This window comes from Gardnerella sp. DNF00109, from assembly GCF_049262845.1.
Classification (GTDB): Bacteria; Actinomycetota; Actinomycetes; order Actinomycetales; family Bifidobacteriaceae; genus Bifidobacterium; species Bifidobacterium vaginale.
On the sequence record NZ_CP058406.1, the window covers coordinates 468,508 to 487,459 of the forward strand.

Here is an 18,952-nt window from a genome sequence, read left to right on the forward strand (position 1 = left end):
TGAATCTGCTTATCTGTGTCACAGTTCAACAGTAATACAAAGCAGCGAGATATAGTCAAATAACCTTTAACCACATTTGTGTTTTAATCTTTTATTTTTTCTTTGTTTGCTGTAACAATAGAAATATGATTTCTTCTCCAGAGTCATTATTGAATGATTTAGATGATTCACAGCGTGCAGCAGCCATGGCGTTAAATGGTCCTGTTCGCATTGTGGCGTGCGCTGGTGCTGGTAAAACTCGCACTATTACACGCAGAATAGCGTATGCGTGTGCTAAAGGAGAATGGGATGAAAATCGCGTTTTGGCGGTAACTTTCTCTGTAAAGGCTGCTAAAGAAATGCAAGAACGTCTTAAAAAATTAGGTGTTAATAATGCGACTGTTGCAACTTTTCATTCTGCAGCATTAAAACATTTACGTAAGGTATGGGATTCAGTGTGCTCAGCTCCTTTTCCAAGAATAATGGATGATCCTAAAGAAGTTACAGAGCAAGCATTGATTCATTACACAGATCTTGCAAATATGACGTCTGTGCAAATAAGAGATATTATTTCAGAAATTGATTGGGCGAAAGTTTCGCTTATTGCACCAGATGATTATGCGAAAGCATATGCTTGTGTTCATAGAGAACTCCCTGCGGGCTTAGATGTTAAACAATTCGTAGAAGTTTATAAAGCGTACGAGATTGAAAAAAATACGCGTAATCTTATTGATTTTAACGATTTGCTCCTTTTAACCTGTCATATTTTAAGATCTTTCCCTAATGCTGCTAAACAGATTCGTAGTTTAATAGGTTGGGTTACTGTTGATGAGTATCAGGATGTTTCGCCGTTGCAACATGAGCTTCTTGTACTATGGTTGGGCGATAACCGCAATATTTGCGTTGTTGGAGATCCTGCCCAAACCATCTATTCTTTCGATGGTGCTAGTAGCTACGATTTACTTGAGTTTCCAAAAGAATTTGCACCAATCTACGCGGATATTAGTTTGAATACGGATTACAGGTCTACAGAACGTATTGTTGGTCTTGCTAATCGTGTTCTTTCACAATCTGCGTGTAGGCGTGATTATTTAAAATTAAAATCAAATATTAAGGGTGGCGCTCGCGTTTCCAAAAGTATTTATAATACTGATTACGATGAGGCTCTTTCTGTTGCTCAGCAGATTTCTAAAGCTGTTAAATCGGGGGATGCGCTTCCTACGGATTTTGCTATTCTTACGCGCACTAATGTTCAGCAGAATATGTTTTGTAGAACATTAGGTAGCTTGGGCTTACATTTTTCTGTTAAAAAAGATGCTGGTCTTCAACCTGATGTGCTCGATAATAATATAGATAATACAGAAGTAAGCAATTCCAATTCATCGGTTGCTGGCGACTTATCCTTTGCTGATACAGATAATAAGTTTGTAGATAATGTTTCCGAAAAGAAGCATGTTGATTTAATTAAAAAATCTTTACTTCCTGTAACTATATCTACAATTCACGCGTCTAAAGGTTTGGAATTTAAACACGTTTTTTTGGTTGGCTGTTCTGAAGGTCTTCTTCCTTTTGGATCTTCTGTTAGTAGAAGTGAAGATGAGGATGAAGAAGAACGCAGACTTATGTATGTTGCAATAACAAGAGCGGAAAAAACCTTGCATATTTCTTACGCTCTTTGCAAGGATTATGGAAGTGGTATGCAAAGAACTGTAAGTCATTTCTTAGAATAATTTGTTTAAAATAATTCTAAGAAAATCGCAAGTTTTTCCGCTCTGTTTTATTATTTCTATTCATTTATTATTCATTTGTTATTTATTTATTGTTATTTATTATTTATTTATTTATTATTCACTTATTATTTATTTATATCTGAATCGGGATTTGAATCAGAATCAGTTTCACCGTTATCTGAATCTTCGTCAGCATTGTTGTTTGCGTCATCAGATTCGTCGTCAGACGTGTCATTAGATGCTAACAGTTTGCTTAATTCATCGTCCCAATTCACATCTTTGAGTTTCTTTTCTAAATCTTCACTATTCTTGAAGTCTTCCAAATTAGGCATATTCATGCTTGATTCTTTTGACTCTTTATTTGTTTCAGTTTCCGATTCAGAATTAGACTCAGCATTAATTTCAGCATTAGTCTCAACATTATCATTTTTCTTATTTTCATAAGAATTTTCATGTTCAGACTCGTCGTTATCAATCTTAGAAGCTGACGACTCTTCATTATCTGTAGAATCAGCCTCATAGGATTTGCTTGCCTCATCTTTGTTTGTAGAATCTGCAGAATCTATTTGCTTATTATTATCTGTGCTATTTTCATCTGTAGTATTCGTTTTTTTATCACTTGCGTTTGCCTCATCCTGAGACTCTGGTAAATCAGGCAAAAGATCAGGATGATTCCACATAGAGTCTCGCTCCTCAATGCCTTTTTCGTTTGTGATTGAATCCCATAATGCTGCAGCTTCTCGCATTCTGCGCGGTCTTAATCTCAATCCGATAAGAGATTCAAAAGTTATTTCCGAAGGTCCACCTGCAGCGCGCTCGCGTCTCATCATCTCTCTAAGTTGATCGATGTGTGGAATATGTGCCATTCCAGCACGCCAAATAACGCAATCAACCCAACCTTCTGTAAGAGCAAGAAGTGTTTCCAATCCTCTAAGAGCCTGTTTTTGACCCTCCGTGTCTGTATCTGCAACTTTAGAAATATCTACCGCTCCAGAAACAGCTTCTGGATCCATTTCTTGAATATCTCTAAGCTGGTCTTCTACAGCATCTAAGTCAATAGAAATACCATCTGCATACTTTATAATCAGAGCTTCAAAACGTGGCATAAGCCATGGTACAGACGCAAACAAGCGAGCGTGTGCAAGTTCACGTAAGGCAAGATAATTCATAACTTCTGTTACGTCTAATCCCCAGGTTTTTGCATAATCTATGCAATTGTACGGAATGAGACCTCCAGCTGGATTGTTAAGTAATGCTATACCTTGATCGAAGCTTCCATGAACCTCGTGAGATAATGCTCCAGCAGCGTATCCTAGTTGCATAGCAAAAGATGTATTTCCGAGCAATCTCATAAACTGGTCAGGTTGTTTTACCTCATCTGGCATAGGGATTGGCATAATTCCATCGTATATGCCATCCACTTCTGTATCTTGTGAATCGCCGAATCTTGCGGATATTACGCTTGTAAACGCCTCGCACACAGATTTTGCAACAGGGTTCGCGAATTTAACCCACGAATCTATTGTTCCTTCAATCCAATCAGATCTAGAAAGAATATCAGGTGTTCCTGGCGCAGGATTTAAGTTGCAACTTGTGTCTAGCCACAAGTTTGCTTGGCTAAGTGCTCTTCTAGCACAGTCCGCAACTTCAGCGTTTACGGTTCCTCCATCGCTTGTTGATCTTTGAATAGCGATAGATTGTGCAAGCTTTTTATTTATTGGACCGTCTTCGAGAGTCACTCTCATTTCAAGAGGATTGTTTAATCCTCCTGTAGAAAAAGCTTGCATCATGGCGTGAACTTCGCCTGGTGTCGGAAGTCCTCCAATTCCACACCTTTCCTTGATGTGTTCGCGTATGTCAAAAGGGAGGTTCTCAAAGTTGTGCCATGCTTTTTCGCCTTGTTCAGAACCAAAGCAGTCGACGAGCCACTGGTGAATTTCTTCTTCGCTCATAGTTAAGTCCTTACAGTCTTAGTTAAAAGTCATCTAATATTTTCTACGTTATTTCGCATTCATTTATTAGTGTGACTTTTTGCAGCTTATTACAGATTCTACCTGATATACGGCAATTTTCATTCAATAAATCAATAATTTAAGTAACTTTTTTAATTTAATATTTTAAATGAATCCTAATTCCGTTATGCGTATGGCTTGAGTATAGAATTATTTCTTATGACTAATAAGATATTTGCTGTTTTTAATAATGTATGTATGACTGTTATAAGTTTTACGAGTAGAGTTTTTAATTATTTTGTTAAATATTTTTCTTCAAAATCCGTGCAGTATTTTATTGGACTGATCATTGGTGTTCTTGCGATTATTGTGCTTTTTCTTCCTAGCGCATATGTTGTTGAAGAGCCAGGGCCAACTCAAGACGTTTTAGGAAAATCTTCTGGAAAATATGTGATAAACGTAGATAATCCTAATAATCCTAATAAAAAAGCTGCTTCAGCTGCTTCGGGTTTAAAATCGCATTCAAAAAGTGGCAAATTGCTTTTAGTCACAGTAAATACGTCTGGAGTGCCAGGGTATGAGATTCCAAATATTTACGCTGTTTTATCTTGGTTTGATTCAAAAAAGCAGATTTTGCCGCGTGAGGTGTTAGTACCTGTAAATCAAAATGCAAGTGATTATAAAAAAGAAACAAATAAGCAGATGACTTCCTCGCAATCTTCTGCGCAAGTGGCGGCTTTGGATTATGCGAAGAAACATCTTAATGTGAATGTAAAAAACGTAAAAGTTAAGATGCATATAGACGATATTGGCGGTCCTTCTGCAGGAATGATGTATGCTTTGGGTATTTTAAACAAGCTAACTGGCGTAGATTTGGCTGGCGGCAAAACAATAGCAGGCACGGGAACCATTGATAATAATGGGAAAGTTGGGGCAATCGGCGGAATTCGTTTAAAGATGATATCTGCTAAAAGAGATGGTGCAAGATGGTTTCTAGCGCCAAATAGCAATTGCGATGAGGTGGTTGGCAATATTCCGCAAGGTTTAAACGTAGTAAGCGTTAAGACTTTAGATGATGCGTATAAAGCGTTGGAGAAAATTAAGGCTGGTAAAAGTATAAAGTCTTTTAAAACGTGTAATGCGAAGATGTAGAAGATGTAGAAGATGTTGCTTCATTTTTAACTCTTTATTTCTTTAACTCTTTATTTCTATTATCGAAAATCCTATATTTAGTATGTTTTATTATGCAAAGTGCTGCATATTGTGTTTTAAGACACGCCGAGTGTGATAATTTCGATGCTAAAAGCGAAAAATATAAAGTTTCCAATATATTTTTAACGTATTTTATGGTGATCTTTATAGAATCTAGGAATTTTTACGAATGTTAAAAAATGTGTAGATTTTCCTTGAATTTTCCTATGGGGGGGGGGGTACAACTGTATACGTGCTTTGCAGTAGTGCACTGTATTATTTTGCATTTGAGCGTTTGGAGCGAATTTAACTACTGGTTTTGGGGAAGCTAGGTATGCTTACGTTTATTTAACGCTTGCACAATAGTTTTCATCAGTAGTTTCGAGTCGGCTTACGTTTATTTACGTAACTTGATTGCGCGCTTTTTTGCTTGCAATGCAGTGTTCTGCACCCCGGGCAATGCTTGTTGGCTTATAAAACCAACAAGCATGAGTATTCGAGCAGCTTTTAGATTTTAAGAAATCGAGGCGTTAGAATGTCACGGCTTCATGGCTTATTGAACTTGCGTAAGCAGTTTAGAATGCTTAATGCTTCCTCTTCAAATAGTTGCAGCCGTACTCTCTCAAAGCGTTACGTTTTCCGCGCGCTTTTAGCAATGCTCGTTGCCGTCGCCACCATAGTAACCATGCTCATCGTGCCGCCAGTACAAGAAGCTAAGGGTTATGCAGATGGTAAAGCACCGATTCACGCTTGGTGGAATAGTTTTGGTACAGGCTTTGTGTCTGGTTCTGGCTTTGGAATAGGGGATGCTCCTAGTCAGATTGCTTCTAACGTTGAAGTTGTTCGCAATGTTTATGATTCTTCTACTGGTAGAAATAGAACTCAGATTAAATGGGAAGTGTTTTTCAATACTTATTCTCAAATGTACGAGAGTATTGTAACAGGTGAACCTTATAGCGGTAAGCAAGAAGATAAAGCGTTTGGTGGTAAAAGACCTCTTCTTATGGCTTGGCTTCCAAAAGGTATTGATAGAAAGAGTATAAGAATTAGTAGAAGGAAGTCTGGTAATAGAGCTGGTTACCGTAACTATGGCTGCTGGCCTGAAACAGACAAGTGGTATAGCGCGTTTTCAAAAGATAAACAGTTTGATAAAACTGATAACGGTCGTGGATGTAGAGCAATCCAGTATCAAGAGCCTATTGTTACAATTAATAAAACATTAGATGAGTTTGTTAACAGTAGTTCTAGATGGGCTCATTCGTTCGATGGTAATTTGTATGAAGGTAAAGCTGGTAAAGAGGGTGCTGGTAAAGATCAACAGCTATTTAACTCTTATTGGGATAATGCTTTAGGTACTTCCAGACTTACATCGTATTGCGATTCGCGAGATAAGCATGACATGTGCGAAATTAGAAACTGGAAGAATGATTTCTCTACGGTTCTTGCTGACTGGGAAGTTTCAGGTAATACGGCTTTTCAGTGGAATATCACTGCGTTTGTTGATGAAAGTATGGAAAATCGCTCAGATTTAGTATTGAAGAATCTTCCGTTCTCAGCTGGATGGAACTCTGGCAAAGGTACATATTCCGAAAGCGATTTTGGAGATTTAGAAACGAAGAAAAATGGTGCTGTAGAAGTTAGAAGTAAGTGGACTTTTATTGGACCTTTCGATAGTGATGGCGATGGTATTCCAGATTCTATGGAAGGTTATGACCATAAGAATCCTGATGCTTTGCCTGATTTTAGTAATAGTGATCAGCCGCATACTGTTTTGAATAATATTACTGATCCAAATGGTAAGACTGAAATCAAGTATCCTCAATATTCGTCTAGCATGATGAATGATTATGTAAAGAAATTAAATAATCAGAATTTAAGCTCGGACACTACTTATGGTGGCGTAGAGAATGTGCCTGTTACTACGTATGGTACGCCTGTAACAATTAAGCCGTACGTTAATACTGGTTCTTGGCAGGGGTGGGATTTAGGCGACTGGGACGGTCAATATTCTCTACAAAACCATTATGGCGGTCACTATGTTGCAGGAAAAGATACGGATACTACTACTAATATTCCATCAGATTTTCCTAACGGCTCTAGCATGAAGTACGAGCTTACTTCTATTCCACAAGGTATTACGCAATCAAGTAGTTGTAGTACTGGTAAGAATAATTCTGACAAAGGCTGTGTGAGTATAGATAGTAAAACTGGTTATATTACTTATAATCCAGGAAGGTTGGATCGTAAAACCGAAGGTATTACTTTTAAGGTGAAGATTACGCACCCAACTCCTAGTGCCTACCAATACAACTGTAAGTATACGACACCGATGGTTCAGGAAAATGTACCTATAAAAATCAAGGTTGTTTCTAATGCCATGTTGTACAACCCGCAGTACAAGGAAACTACTGTTGCATACGATCCAAATCAGAAGAAGTTTAACCCTACTGATAGCGAAGAGCCTAAGAGTGTACGAGCTAACAAAAAGCCGTGGGTTAGAGTAGGTAATCTTCCTAAAGGTTCTACCTTTAAGTTAGAGAAGTATGGTAAATACGGTTCTCCTGTGCTTGATTGGTCTAAGATTGATTCGAAAAATACAGGAAACGGCAAAGTGACGTTTAGCCCGTCTAAAACACAAGCTGGTAAAAGTGAAAAGACGCCTGTGCTTGTTACGTACCCAGATGGTTCTACGTCTAAAGATAGTGATGCAGGTAATTATGACAAGGTCGTGTATGCTACTGTTAAAGTTGGTGATTTGCCAATTTCAGGCGGTGACTTGAATCTTGGTTTATATGACGGGAATAGCATAAATAATAATGGTTTCTGGGGCTTTTCCTTTAGAGATAAAACGAATCCTCACGAGATCGATAAGGGTAAGAAAATAGGTCTGTCAGATAAGGATCACAAGAACCCTAATAAGGGTATTGTGTTTGATTCTTGGGCAAAGAATGGTAAAGGTCCTATTACTTTCCGCGTGATATGCCATAGGACGGATGTACCTAATTCTCCGTTCGCGTTGCTTAAGCCTAAAGAAGGAAACAAAGAAGCTAGCGGAGAGATTAACGGCTTGCATTTTGAGGATTTCCGACAGTGGATTCGAGATAACGACAAGCGTTGCAAGGGCAAGGATTGCAGTAACGATAATCTCTACCTTCACTCTAGAGAATACGAAAATGACACTATGGAGCGTTCGCGCGCGATGATTGGTGGCACGCCTAAGGAAGGCGGCTCGTACGAGTGTAAAGTGTTTGCTTTCCACGACAAGCCTGATGATAACAAGCTTAAGGACTATAGTGGTTCGTTGGACACATTTGATAAAGCGGCAAAAAATGGTGGTTCTACTGAGTATTCAATACTTTTTGATAACTATGAAAGTATTAAAGCGGCAACAAAAGGCTTAGAGTGGATTACTGACAGTTTCTACTTTAAAATCAAGCTCAAAGACAACCAAAAGTACAACCCGACTTATGTAAAGATGCCAACTATTCAAGCTGGTAAGTCAATTAAGGATGGTAGGTATAGCAGTCCAACAAAAGACAATATCAGCACTGATCAGCCAAAGAGCACTAAAGATGGAAATGATGTTTCGGAGGATGATCGAGCTAGCATTCTTGTTGGTGACCTTCCTGATGGTACGTGGTTTGAGATTAAGAATCTGATCAAGAAGGTTGATAAGAAAGATCCTAAAGACTGCCCTAAGGAAAGTGTGCAGTGGTCTAGGTTTGAAGATTTTGAAGACAACGTTAAGCGCGGCGCTGACAACAAGCCTGTTAAAGATAAAAACGGCAAAGTAGTTACTTTAGATCAGTCTAGTCGCGAATACGGTGCCGTCACCTTCCGTCCAGATAAGTGGCAGTCTGCTGGCGAATATTGGGCGGAAGTTAGAGTTCACTACCCAGACGGCTCGGTTTCTGACGGCGAAGGCTCTGTGAACGAGAAGCATCCTGTGTATGCGAAGGTGAATGTTACTGCTAAGCCTGGCAATAATACATTTGGTCTTAATTTGTTTAGGTATACAACGGATTCTCAATACAGAACTATCAGCGTTGAAAATGGCATAAACCTTCATCCAGGAGATTTACTCGCTGGTAACGATCGCCCTATGTTTGATTCTTACTTAACAAACGCGATTGGCAATCTTCATCAGCATATGATTTGCTCAAAGCAAGACAAGAATGGTAAGCAAACCGATTACACGTATGGCATTCTTCCTGGTCATGTTAATAATGAGAAGTCGCAGAAAGATAGCGAAAAAGACGGATTGCGACTTTTGGAACCGCAGACGATTTGGAAGCATTCATCACTTAAGGATCAGTTTGAGTGCAATACTAATGGCAAAAAGTGCAAGTCTGATACTTACTTATACGATGATTGGGTTGATAGCGATAAAAGCTATAACACTTTTGAGCGCACGCACGGATCTTTTGGTGGCGTGGCGCAAAAGACTGGCGACTATGTGTGCAAAGTCTACGTTATAAAGGGTGATCAGAAGAAGTCGGATGCGTTTAAGAATGCTGTTGAGGCTAATATCAAATCTAAGAAGAACGAAGACCCAGTTACAAGCGTTCTTAACGCTAGAGGTAATCCATATGGCAAAGAAGGCGAAGACTACAAAATTGGCGCATTCTCTGTGCATATTCATAGAGATAACCACTTCTACAACCCGGAGTACGCTGCTGTGAGCGTTAAGGCTGGTCAAAAGGTTGAGAATGTTGTGCCGAAAAGCGTTAAGAGCGCTAACGGTGCGGATAAATACCAGGATGCTGTGAAGGATGGCGCGCTTCCGGACGGAACTTGGTTTGAGTTTAAGGATGCTACTCACGGCTTTGAGGTAAAGGCTGACAGCACTGTTGGGAACAAGGTGTCTTTAGACTGGTCGTATTGGGCTGGTAACGCCGCAGATAATTCAGGTGATCAGAGCAATAAGCCTGATGATACCAAACAAAAGAATGGCAAGCACAATGCAAAGGGTGACGGCACTCGTTACGGCAAAGTGACATTCCACCCGGATCAATCTGTTGCGCCTAAAGCGTACTTGAAAGAGATTGTCATCCATTACCCGGATGGCTCCACTTCGGACGACCCGGATTCTGGAAACAACGGCAAGCCTGTGTATGCGAAAGTTACGGTTGGAAGTCTCAGTGGAGCTGACAAGGATCTTAAGATGATATTGCTAAGATCCCAAGACGCTGATCCTGTTGACACGCTTGGTGGCGGTAATTCTCTTACTGTTATGAGCGGCACGAGTCTTACTAAGAACCCGTATGTGCGCGCGTGGAGCTTGAAAGATCGTAGCAATATTTCATTGCGTATGATGTGCACTAAGCAAGGCGAGAAAAAGTGGAGTCGCGGGCTTGACAATACGCTCAATATGCACCTGAACCAGAATTACGGCGAAAAGGTGCAGCCGTGGGCTTTTGCAAGTGCTGAGCAGCGAAAGTCTTGCAGTCAAGACGGTAAGACTTGTGTGGCTAACTTGCTGTATGGCTTCACGAAGAATGGTAAGCAGGACAGCATAGAAAGCGCTGTGTCTCGCAGTGAAGACGATATTGTTGGCGTACCTAAAAAGGCTGGAAATTACACGTGCGCTGTGTTTGCGTTGAAGCCGAATGCACTGACGGTGTTTAATAACACGGTTAATGCTGGGCTTAGTGATGATAAAAAGTATTCGTCTACGGATATGAAAAATACTTGGTTTGAAGGCGTAGCCATTGGAAAAGACTGGAACAGAATTGCTGTTGATGTGAACGTGATCGATCCGCCTAAATTCGCGTTGCCAAAGACGGGCGGCATGAACTGGAACATGCTTCTTAGTGGTGTTGTGTTTGTTGGTACTTCTCTGATGCTTATTGCATTATTGCTTGATCAAAGCAAGTGGGGACGTGCGCTCATCGCTGAGATTATCAATATTATTAAAGTTTTTATCCGCAAAACCGCTAGAAAATGGCGCATTGAAAGGTGGCGATGCTGATGAAAATTTTCTGCAGCGCAAAAACTGCAGTGTCAACGTTCCATGTGTTGGCAATTGCATTGCGTAGTTGCGTTGCGTAGTTGCGTTACATAGTGATGTTGCACAGTGACGTTACATAGTGACGGCAATTATGCCGAAGCATGGTTCGGATTTAATCTTGCTGCGCGCGGCGCAAATCGTAGCCGCCGACAGAGTTCATACAACTTGCAATGGCTCCGCCGACCGTGCGCAACACAAAACAGAAAACTTATCTCTTAAACCTGCTCGAAAGAGCAATAAAAAAGGAGAAATTATGAACAAGATGACTAAGCAATGCGTGGCGGCAATCGCCTCGCTCGCAATGGCTGGCACGCTGTGCGTTGCTGGCGCCGTGGTTGCTGGCAGCTCAGCTTGGGCTGTAGATAATGCAGCTGCTGCTAAGGCTCCATGGGATAATGCCAATGGGACCGGTTCCATTACCATTAAGAAGAAGGATGATACTTCTGGTACAGCTGTTGGTCTTGACGGTGCAACCTTTACAGTTCAAAAAGTTTTAAAGATTGGTACTGCTGCTGTTCCTAATCTTGCGAAGCAAGAGGATTGGATTACTCTTGCATCTAAAGTTAAGGAACTTAACGAGGCTGCAAAAGCTGGTAATCCTACAAGTAAAGTCACGTTTGATACGACTTTTGGCAAGCAAGGCAAGATGAGCCAAGAAACGAAAACAGTTGATGGTGAAGCCGGCATTGCAAAGTTCGATAAGCTTGCAATCGGCTTGTACTACGTTGAGGAAACTAAAGTACCAACAGGCTATAGCCCTGAGTTTACTCCATTCTTTATAACTGTTCCGCAAATTACGCGTGAAGATGGTAAAACCACCAACACTTATACATATGATGTAAGCGTTTCTCCAAAGAACTGGAATGCTAATGGTGGTATTACTAAGGATGCTCAAACTAGCAAGATGGTAGGCGCTGGAGACACGCTTCCATACGTGATTACCGCTAAGGTAAAGCTTCCACTAACGCCTGCTATGGATCAAACTAAGTTAGCCAGCTCTAATTTCAAGGGCTTTAAGGTTTGGGATGATGCGTTAATATCCGCATATAGCAACCTTGATGGCTTTGGTAATACTGCAACTAATTATAAGGTTCAAGTTGGCGAGTACGATGCTAAAACTAAAGCTTTGAAGAATACTGCCGTTGATTTAACTGCAGCAAATAATGATTTTAGTGTAAGCGATAGTACTAATACGCCTAACGATAATGATCGTAAGCGCATTCTGTTCACGTTCGAAGATGCTGGTTTAACTAAGATTGCTAACGCATTTGGAACAGATTCTAAAGCGTACGCTAGTAAGGATATTCGAGTTCAGGTAACTTTGAATCTTAAGATTAATAAAGATTTTGGTAAAGACACTGTAAAGACTGAACTTACTAACAAGTATGGTTTTAACCCAGGCGGAGACAGCGGTAAGGATACACCTGGTACCGATACAAAGACTGTATTCCACAAGTTCCATGTCTTGAAGTATGACGGCACTGATACCTCAAAGAAGACAGTTCTTTCTGGTGCAGAGTTCAAGGCGTTTGCCGATCATGATAAAGCTTTAGCGTGCGCAAAAGACACAACTAAGTGTGCTGAAACTAATGGAGCTATGCCTGGCTTTGCTGCTGCTGCACCTACTAAGGCAGGAGATAGTACAATCACTACAACTGGCACTAGTGGCAAGACTTCTGATTATGTTGTAAAGACTACTGATCAGAATAGCAAGATTTATCTTGTTGAGGTTAATGCTCCAAATGGTTATGTCCGCTCAGAAGATGTTCATGAAGTGGATACTGCTAAAGCAAAAGATAATGAATCGCTTGAGGTTCCGATTGCTGATGTTCCAACGAGCAATAACATTGAACATTGGTTCAAGCTTCCTAATACTGGTGCTTACGGCGTGATTATCTTCGCCATCATCGGTTTGGGCTTGGTTGGCGCTGGTACATTCATGTACATGCGCAACAATCGCAAGAAGGAAGAAGAACAGGCTTCCTGATTTGCTCAGTTTGATTAGCAAATCATAAACGATTGAGTCTATAACGATTGAGTCTAGGGCAAAAACCCTAGACTCAATCCTATGTGGACTGTTAAAGCAACAAAACCCGTCGTTTTTCCGCTTTTTGTTGTTGATTTTGTGGTTTTAAGCAACATTTTCGGTAAGTTTTTCCCGATTTTGTTGTTAATTTTGCCGTTTTGAGCAACAAAAAGCACAAAATCCCACTGCGTTTGTAGCAAAATCAAACCAAATATTATCTTTCATTAAATAGCTTTAGCTTGGAGGAGTTATGAAGCTAGCCGATATTAGCAATTGGTGCCGCTTGTTGAGCGAGCGCGCTGTTGCTAAATTGTTTAAGAATAAGGCGAAGCGTACCTCCAGTGTGGCTAGCACGAGCAGTGTGGCTAGCACGAGCAATGTGGCTGGTGCGAGTGGCGTGGCTGCGGAAAAGTCGCTAGCAACCGAAGAGCAAACTCCACGATCCAACTCAAGCAAAAAAATAAACCAAAAAACACAGAAAAACTTAAAAACACAGAAAACTTTTATACATCGCATAATTGAGCCGATTGCGTTAGTGCTAGCAGGCGTATTGTTCTTCAGCTACCCAGTGGCGTCAACACTGTGGAACAACCACGTGTCTAAACAAATTTCCATAGATTACGACAAAGTAAGCTACAATCAGGCCGCTGGCGTGCGAGAATCTATTCTAAGAAGTGCGCGAAAATACAATGCGCGCAGAAAAAAATTCTTTACAGCCGACCCGTATGACGGCAGTGACAATTACAAAAAAACAGCAGACTATAAGTCATATATCAAACAACTAGACGAACCAATGGGAATTATGGGAATCATAAAAATCCCGAAAATTGGTGTAAAACTACCGATTTACCATGGTACTTCGCGCGATGTTCTAGCTCGCGGAGCAGGGCATTTGTATGGCACAGATTTACCTGTGGGCGGCAAAAACAGGCATACCGTTATTACAGCGCATACTGGATTGCCTACAGCAACCATGTTTGACGGTTTAATCGACATGAAGCGTGGAGACTACTTCTACATTGATGTACAGGGCGACACGATGCGCTACAGGGTGTTTCGCATTAGTGTTGTAGACCCGCAGGATATCAGTTTGCTGCAGCGTGAGCCTGGGCGCGATTTGGCGACTTTGCTTACATGCACGCCGTATGGTGTGAACTCGCATAGGCTACTGATTACGGGGTATCGCGTGCTGCCGGACCCAGCGCACGCTCCAGAAGATCATCTTCAGTGGCCGCTTTGGATGACGCTGTTTGTAGCTGCTATGATTCTTTCGCTGTTGATAATTTCAATCATGGTAACTGGATACTTGCAAAAGCGTAAGAATAAATCAGATTTGCGCGGCAAGCACATACTGCGCGAGACCTGCCTTCGCGCTTAAAGCGTAACGCGCGAACGATTTTCCCGAGATTGTTTACGTATTTGGTGGTTTTGGGAACAAACACGTGGAAAAAATAAACAAACACGGGGAGCGATACGCTAACCAAGAAAAGCGGAAAGTGGGCGATGAGGGACTCGAACCCCCGACATCCACCGTGTAAAGGTGGCGCTCTAGCCAGCTGAGCTAATCGCCCGCTTGAAACAAGATACAGTATGGTGTGTACTAGATGCGTGATTCGCGATTTGCGTGTGTCTTTCAGAGTTTGTGTTTTGCGTTTTGAAGCGTCTTAACAATCGCGTAGAGTATATTCAATAATGATATGTTCAGGAGGTCTATTGTTTATGGCAAGTAAACCCGATACTGCGCGTAATTCTTCTGGTATTGAGCGCGTAGGTAAGCGCAAGAAGGGTTACAGCGTAGAGCAAGTTAATGATTTTCTTGAGCGTGCCCATTCTTTGTATGAGTCCGACGACATTCGTCTTACACAAAAAGATATTCAAGACGTGTCCTTCGATTTAGAAGATGAAGGATACGCTATACCTCAAGTTGATGCGGCTCTTTCTAGGTTGGAACGTGCTGTTGTAGATAAAACAACCGAATACGAAATTTCTCATCGCGGTAGAATCGTTTGGAAAGCACAAGCCGATAGTGAATACCGTGTTTTGCTTAATCATTCTCAGCGTGATTACAAGATGCGTTTTGATTCTGGTCAATCTCGCAAGCCTTCGTATGATAAAAAACAGGTCGATAATGTTGTTAATAAGACCTTAGATAAGATTTCTATTCTTCTTGGATATAAGCCAACGTGGGGTAATAGTTCAAGCGATCTTGATGGCATTGACGCAATGTTTGTTTCTAACGTGTTGTTTACACAGCGTTCTGGTAAACATGGATATGATGAGCGTCAAGTGGATTATTATTTGAACGCTTGCATACGATTGCTTAGTAGGCTTGAATCTTACGATCGTGTTTCTAAGTACCTAGATTTTGATTCTAATGGTGCTGCCGCATCTTCTGTTAACGCAGCATATAGTCAGACGACGCCACAGCCTGTGCAATCTGCAAATCCTATGCCTCCATCTGTTCCCGTTGAGCATAATGCGGATTCGTTTGTAGTAAATCCTGTTCAAAATACTGTTGAAGCAGATAATCCTGTTGCAAATGATATTTTTTCTAGAACTACAGTTGATGAAGTAGATTCGCATCATATTAGTGCAGATAGTGTGCCAGTCGTTGAGCATGTGGCAGGTAGTGATAATAGTTCTGCACAGCATATTGAAGATATGCCTCAAGATAGGCAAAGCATTTTCGCACCTGTAGACAACAGTGTTGATAACAATAGTGGTGCTTCTCTTAACGATTTGCACCATGGGGATAGGGCTATTTTTACGCCTCATTCTGCTAATGTAGAGCCTAATGATGATACTGATGACGAGATGTCTCAGGCTTCTACTGTTATGCCTCCTACGTTCCCACCATCGTATGCTCCGAAAGATTCCTATTCGCAGACTTATACAAGAGACAGTGCTATTCCAGCTGCACCTAGCCAAGATTCTTATAGTCAGAATCATGTTAATGCTGCTAATGCTAATGCTGTTAATACTAAAGATGATGATAAGAATGATTCAAAGAATAGTGCTTCAAACCCTGTTGGTGATTTGAATTTGTCTCTTCTTGCATCTCCTAAATTTGAGCCGTCGCAAAGTCTCAATCTAGATATTCCAGATCTTTCATTCCCAGTTATGAATCATTTTAATGCTTCTTCTGAAGATTTTAATGCTAACAATGCTGGCAATAATGATTCAGATGATTTGGATGATACTGGCGAATCTAATTTCGGTGGTTTTGTGAATCCAAGCCACAACTGATCTATAAAAATACTTTGGATTAGCAGATTAAGAGTTTTTGATTTTCATGCCGTTGTATAACGATGAGGCTGTAGTTCTTAAGACTTTTCCTTTAGGAGAAGCGGATAGAATTGTAGTTATGCTTACTAAAAAGCATGGTAAGATTCGTGCTGTTGCAAAAGGTGTTAGGAAAATAAAATCTCGTTTTGGGGCGCGTTTAGAACCTTTTATGCGTGTGAATGCACTTTTTGCTACTGGAAGAACTTTTGATGTTGTTTCTCAAGCAGTTTTAGTTTCTGCTTATGCTGAGAGCATTTGTGCTGATTATGATTTGTATAGTCGTGCTAGCATGATTGCTGAAATCGCAGATGATTTGGTTTCGTCTTCTGCACAGTATCAGGATTCTTGTATGCAATACAATCTGCTAGTTGCAGCCTTATCTGCTCTTTCTAGGGGATTGCATAGTGCTGATTCAATTGGATTCTCATATGTTTTAAGAGCGTTAAAACTAGCCGGCTGGTCTCCTATGCTTAATGAATGCGTAGTTTGTGCAACTAAAGATGATTTATCATATTTTTCCTCTTGTTCTGGAGGAGTTATGTGTTCTAAAGATCATGATTTGCAGTCAATTAAGTGTAATGATTTAGCACGTTTTCAAATGATTTCTTTGATTAATGGCGATTGGAAGAATATAGACGGAACAGATATTGATTATTTAACGTATAGATGCGTTGAGCAGTGGTGTGAATATTATCTTGAGCGTCCAATTAAATCAATGCATTTATTAGAAAATAATATGTGATTTAATATAGCTTTTTTAGCGTCTTATTTAACGTTTTTGTGAACGTTTTAGTGAGCGTTTTTGTTAATTTTTTGTTTGAATTTTATAATAATTGTCCTCGCTGTCTGATGCAATAATGATTGATATCAGACACGGGTGCTCTTTCAAAGAGCTGAGAAGATTACTGTCTAACCGTTTAACGTGATTCGGTTAATGCCGACGTACGGAGTTTTCTGCAGGGTCGCCTTTGTTTGATAACTGATAATGAAAGGAGACCCTAATGGGTGCATCTGTTGAAGAAGAAACCGTGCGTCCATCTTTGCGATGGAATGTAGCTGATATTACGCTCACGGTTGTTGTAGCTGTAGCTTCTGGTATTATCTTCTGGGGTATCGGTTTGATTAGCGAGCCTATTTCTGCTGCTCTTAAGCTTATTCCAGTTCCAGGAGTCAGCGCATTGTACTACGGTTTGTTCTATTTTGCTGGTCCTTTGGCTGCTATTATGGTTCGCAAGCCAGGTGCAGCATTGTTCGGTGAGTTTATTGCTGCAATGGTTGAGTTGACTGTTGGAAGCCACTGGGGTGGTATCGGTACCGTTCTTCCTGGATTTGTTCAGGGCTTGTTCGCTGAATTTGCATTCTTGTTCTTCATGTATCGCAAGTGGAATGTTGGCTTAAGCGCACTTTCTGGCGCATTAGCTGGTTTGGGTGGAATCGTTTCAACCTACCCGTTCTACTATGCAGGTGTTCCAATCTTTGGTTCATTCATGGTGATTCACACTATTTGCAGCATGATTTCTGGTGCTGTAATCGGTGGCGTTTTGATGTGGTACTTGTATAAGGGTATTGCTGCCACTGGCGCATTGAGCCGCTTTGCTTCTGGCAAAGAAGTGCGCGCCTGATTTTACGGGTAAGATTACAAGTAAAATCAACTTATAAATTTGATTTGTGGGCGGGGATTAATTACCTCGCCCATTTTTGTAAAGTCGCAAGTTAAATCGCAAGTTAAGTTGCAAATAAAAGTCAAAATAAAATCACAAATAATAAAATCACAAATCACTATAAAACAAAGGAGTTAATATGCTAAGAGTACGTCTTGAATATGTGCATCCATGGACGAATCACGCAGGTATGTATCTTGCAAGAAAGCGCGGATTGTATGCACAATACGGATTAGATGTAGAGTTTACAAGCACAGATACAGAGCGCGGCGATGTTCCAGCATGTTTGGAGCGTGGAGAAGTAGATATAGCTCTTGTTCGTTTAAATCAACTTTTGGCTCATCAAAATGGTGCAAACAGGCTAACGTCGTTTGCTGTAATGAATCAATCGCAAATTGGTGGAATCATAACAAATAAAAACACGGGCATTACGCGATTTAAAGATCTAGAAGGAAAGCGCGTAGTAATTCCTATGGGCGTTAAGCGCCTATACACGGAGCTTCAGCAGGCGGTTGCTGCCGACGGCGGCGATTTTAGCAAGCTGATTACAATTGACCCAGGCCCATGGGAGCCAGACATTAGAGCAGTAGAACGCGGAATGTGCGATGCTTTTATTAACGTAGCTTGGTGGGAGCCATACCAGGGTTCGCTTCCATTTGATCAAGTTGTTGTTCTTCCATTCGATTCTATTGGCGTAGCGCCGCATCATTCTTACTATGTTTGCGCTCGCCAAGAGATGATTGAGCGAAATCCGCAATTAATACGTAACTTTGCAAGCGCAACAGTTAAGGGCTATGAGATGGCAGGAAAAGACCCTCAGGCTGGTGTTGATGCTTTGCAGAATGCGCTTTGCCATATTAGCCCAGAGGCTTTGCGTGCCTCGCTAGACGAAGTGATTCCGTCTTGGTACGACAAGAATGGTCGTTGGGGCACGGCAGACATGGCTTTGGTGGAAAACTACACTCGTTGGATGGGTGAAAATGGCCACTTAAGCGTGCCTCTTGATTGCGCGCTAAAAAGTTTAGAAAACGGGTGCGTAACAAACGAGTATTTGCCAGAATAGTCGTTAGTTTTGCATAAGCAAAGTCGCCAGCAGCCGCACATGAGCTAGTTGGCGT

The 18,952-nt window shown here is 40.9% G+C and carries 10 protein-coding genes, 1 tRNA gene and 1 riboswitch; of the genes, 9 read left to right on the forward strand and 2 right to left on the reverse strand.

Going from position 1 to position 18,952, the window contains the following annotated elements; genetic code table 11:
* Window positions 1-125: 125 nt before the first annotated feature.
* Window positions 126-1,709, forward strand: a complete 1,584-nt coding sequence (locus tag HXT20_RS01745) for an ATP-dependent helicase (RefSeq protein ID WP_422114415.1) — start codon at window positions 126-128, stop codon at window positions 1,707-1,709.
* Window positions 1,710-1,834: 125 nt separating this feature from the next.
* Here the strand turns inward: HXT20_RS01745 and HXT20_RS01750 are convergent, their stop codons facing one another.
* A complete protein-coding gene (locus tag HXT20_RS01750) occupies window positions 1,835-3,661 on the reverse strand; it encodes a zinc-dependent metalloprotease (RefSeq protein WP_101886360.1) in 1,827 nt (608 codons plus the stop codon).
* A gap of 219 nt (window positions 3,662-3,880) precedes the next feature.
* Here HXT20_RS01750 and HXT20_RS01755 point away from each other — a divergent pair, with 219 nt between their 5' ends.
* The 4 genes from HXT20_RS01755 (at window position 3,881) to HXT20_RS01770 (ending at window position 14,266) form a co-directional block, all read left to right on the forward strand.
* Window positions 3,881-4,813, forward strand: a complete 933-nt coding sequence (locus HXT20_RS01755; protein ID WP_004112354.1) for a YlbL family protein — start codon at window positions 3,881-3,883, stop codon at window positions 4,811-4,813.
* A gap of 619 nt (window positions 4,814-5,432) precedes the next feature.
* Window positions 5,433-10,823, forward strand: a complete 5,391-nt coding sequence (locus HXT20_RS01760; protein ID WP_422114457.1) for a Rib/alpha-like domain-containing protein — start codon at window positions 5,433-5,435, stop codon at window positions 10,821-10,823.
* A gap of 130 nt (window positions 10,824-10,953) precedes the next feature.
* Window positions 10,954-12,849, forward strand: coding sequence for a SpaH/EbpB family LPXTG-anchored major pilin (locus tag HXT20_RS01765; protein WP_422114416.1), 1,896 nt, complete (start codon window positions 10,954-10,956; stop codon window positions 12,847-12,849).
* A gap of 289 nt (window positions 12,850-13,138) precedes the next feature.
* On the forward strand, window positions 13,139-14,266 hold the full coding sequence (locus tag HXT20_RS01770) for a class C sortase (RefSeq protein ID WP_248903194.1): 1,128 nt from the start codon (window positions 13,139-13,141) through the stop codon (window positions 14,264-14,266).
* Window positions 14,267-14,385: 119 nt separating this feature from the next.
* On the opposite strand, the gene HXT20_RS01775 is transcribed toward HXT20_RS01770, so the two are convergent.
* Window positions 14,386-14,459: transfer RNA gene (locus tag HXT20_RS01775), tRNA-Val, on the reverse strand.
* 148 nt (window positions 14,460-14,607) lie between these two features.
* Between HXT20_RS01775 and HXT20_RS01780 the strand changes: the two genes are divergently transcribed.
* The 4 genes from HXT20_RS01780 (at window position 14,608) to HXT20_RS01795 (ending at window position 18,897) form a co-directional block, all read left to right on the forward strand.
* Window positions 14,608-16,134, forward strand: coding sequence for a DivIVA domain-containing protein (locus HXT20_RS01780; RefSeq protein WP_014554714.1), 1,527 nt, complete (start codon window positions 14,608-14,610; stop codon window positions 16,132-16,134).
* A gap of 46 nt (window positions 16,135-16,180) precedes the next feature.
* Complete coding sequence (gene recO / locus HXT20_RS01785) at window positions 16,181-16,915, forward strand: DNA repair protein RecO (protein ID WP_004115648.1); 735 nt, start codon at window positions 16,181-16,183, stop codon at window positions 16,913-16,915.
* Between the two features lie 121 nt (window positions 16,916-17,036).
* A riboswitch (TPP riboswitch) is annotated at window positions 17,037-17,139 on the forward strand.
* Window positions 17,140-17,174: 35 nt separating this feature from the next.
* Window positions 17,175-17,795 carry an ECF transporter S component gene (locus tag HXT20_RS01790; protein WP_004112368.1) on the forward strand — a complete coding sequence of 207 codons (621 nt, stop codon included), beginning with the start codon at window positions 17,175-17,177 and terminating at the stop codon, window positions 17,793-17,795.
* Window positions 17,796-17,973: 178 nt separating this feature from the next.
* Complete coding sequence (locus tag HXT20_RS01795; RefSeq protein WP_009993809.1) at window positions 17,974-18,897, forward strand: ABC transporter substrate-binding protein; 924 nt, start codon at window positions 17,974-17,976, stop codon at window positions 18,895-18,897.
* Window positions 18,898-18,952: the final 55 nt, after the last annotated feature.